The organism is Candidatus Viridilinea mediisalina (assembly GCF_002532535.1).
Classification (GTDB): Bacteria; Chloroflexota; Chloroflexia; order Chloroflexales; family Chloroflexaceae; genus Viridilinea; species Viridilinea mediisalina.
Genome location: NZ_NQWI01000247.1, coordinates 1 through 2,175, shown reverse-complemented (window position 1 = coordinate 2,175; position 2,175 = coordinate 1). Strand labels below are relative to the sequence as shown.

The window sequence follows — 2,175 nt, the reverse complement described above, 5'->3', positions numbered from 1 at the left end:
AGATCTGCGAGGTCTGGTTAGCGGATTATTTACTGGAAGACCATAAGTCGGCACTACGACGGTAAAGCTGAAAGGCTATTGCTGAAACCATCCCTAAGCGCAATACCTTTCAGATAAGCTCGCGCAAAGCTCGCGCAAAGCTGCGAGGAGGCGAAGATGCGTGAGGCGAGGAGACGAGGACGCGAAGTTCTCGCCTCCTCGCCTCTCTTCTCAAAAAACCCGCGCCCCAGCACGTCAAAGATCGGCCTATCTATGCTACAATAGCGCCTATGCTACGCGAACGTGCATCGCTGCATCTACCCGGCAAGGAGGCGCTGATGGATGAACTGATTGAGCAGGTTGCCCAACGGATTGCAGAATTTCCTAGCCTGCCGAGTGCGACTCCGCTCCCTCGCACGCCCCCCCCGCGCGATCTCTCCTTCGCTCAACGCATTGACCATACCCTCTTGCGCCCTGAAGCAACTCCGGATCAGATTACGAGTCTGTGTGAAGAGGCGCTCCAGCATGGCTTTGCGAGCGTCTGCGTCAATCCATGCTTCGTGCCGCTCTGCTCGCGCCTGCTGGCCAATAGCGCTGTGACCATCTGCACGGTGATTGGCTTTCCACTGGGCGCAACTTCCCACACCGCCCGTTGTACCGAAGCCGCACAGGCGATTACTGATGGTGCCCGCGAGATTGATATGGTCATTCCCATTGGCCTGCTCAAAGCGGGGGATCTGCAAGCGGTCTGTTCCGCCATTCGCGCCATGGCTGGGATTGCCCATGCCGCTGAAGCACTTACCAAGGTTATCATTGAGACTGCACTGCTCAGTGATGAAGAGAAGATTACCGCATGCATGCTTGCTGCCCGTGCCGGTGCCGACTTCGTGAAGACCAGTACCGGCTTTCTTGGGGGCGGTGCGTCGGTGGCCGACGTAGCCCTTATGCGTCGCGTCGTTGGCCCTAACCTTGGGATTAAAGCCTCTGGCGGTATTCGTAGCTATGCCGCTGCGCTTGAACTGATCAACGCTGGTGCCGACCGTATCGGTACGAGCGCCGGGATCGCTATGCTGCACGAGGCTGCTGCGTAGACTCATGCTCTTTCATGGTTCATTCGGCAAGATCAAACTGGAGAAAACGTTGAGTATCTTGATCAACAAAGACACTCGTCTACTCGTTCAAGGCATCACTGGCAAAGAGGGCGAGTTCCACACACGGGCGATGATGGCCTATGGCACCAATGTTGTAGCTGGGGTGGTGCCCGGGCGGGGCGGCCAAAAAGCGATTGATGGCCAAGTTCCGATCTTCAATACGGTGAAAGAGGCGGTTGAAGCAACGGGTGCCAATGTCTCGGTGATCTATGTACCCGCCGCGTTTGCCCCCGATGCAATGCGCGAAGCGGCCTCCGCAGGCATCGCTTTGATTGTCTGTATTACCGAAGGTATTCCCGCCCTCGATATGGTATCCACTTACCGCTTTATTCAGGATTGCGGGGTGCGACTCATTGGTCCCAATTGCCCCGGTCTGATTACCCCGGGCGCGGCTAAGGTTGGCATCATTCCGGGCAATATCGCTAGCCCCGGCCCGGTTGGCGTTGTCAGCAAGTCTGGTACGCTCACCTATGAAGCGGTGGATGCCCTGACCCGCATTGGCCTCGGTCAAACGACCATCATCGGTATCGGTGGTGACCCCATTATCGGCACCAACTTCATTGATGTTCTGGCGCTCTTCCAGGCCGATCCCGCAACCGAGGCAATTGTACTCATTGGCGAGATTGGCGGCGACGCTGAAATCCAAGCGGCCAACTACATCAAAGCCCACGTCACCAAGCCAGTGGTGAGCTTCATTGCCGGCCAGACTGCACCTGAAGGTAAGCGTATGGGTCACGCTGGCGCGATCATCAGCGGCGGTGAAGGCACCGCCCAAGAGAAGATCAAGGCCCTCGAAGCCGTTGGTGTGCGTGTCGCTCGTCAGCCCACCGATATTGCCCAGTTGGTGAAAGAGGCCATGGGGGCTTAGGGCAGCATACAGAAACGAGCAAATAGAAAATAGGCAACAGCGAAACAGAACATGTGTTGATTGCCGCAAAAGAGCGCAAAGGAATGCAATAAAACCGCGTTGCCTTCGCCCCTCTCCCACAACGTGGGAGAGGCGGTGCCCTGCCCTTCGACAAGCTCAGGGGCCGCTTGCCGAAGG

3 protein-coding genes are annotated in these 2,175 nt (G+C 57.1%); 2 read left to right on the top strand and 1 reads right to left on the bottom strand.

Annotation, left to right across the window (positions count from 1 at the left end; translation table 11 throughout):
• The first annotated feature begins 269 nt into the window (after positions 1 to 269).
• On the top strand, positions 270 to 1,070 hold the full coding sequence (gene deoC / locus CJ255_RS21745; RefSeq protein ID WP_245863661.1) for a deoxyribose-phosphate aldolase: 801 nt from the start codon (positions 270 to 272) through the stop codon (positions 1,068 to 1,070).
• 49 nt (positions 1,071 to 1,119) lie between these two features.
• A complete protein-coding gene (sucD, locus tag CJ255_RS21740; protein ID WP_097646166.1) occupies positions 1,120 to 1,998 on the top strand; it encodes a succinate--CoA ligase subunit alpha in 879 nt (292 codons plus the stop codon).
• Here sucD and CJ255_RS24250 read toward each other — a convergent pair.
• The coding region (locus CJ255_RS24250) for a hypothetical protein (RefSeq protein ID WP_217352521.1) at positions 1,995 to 2,175 on the bottom strand (181 nt) is incomplete at its 5' end. The genes sucD and CJ255_RS24250 overlap by 4 nt on opposite strands.

Coding starts and splice junctions, on each gene's coding strand:
- deoC (WP_245863661.1), top strand. CDS start 270: ATGCTACGCGAACGTGCATCGCTGCATCTACCCGGCAAGGAGGCGCTG.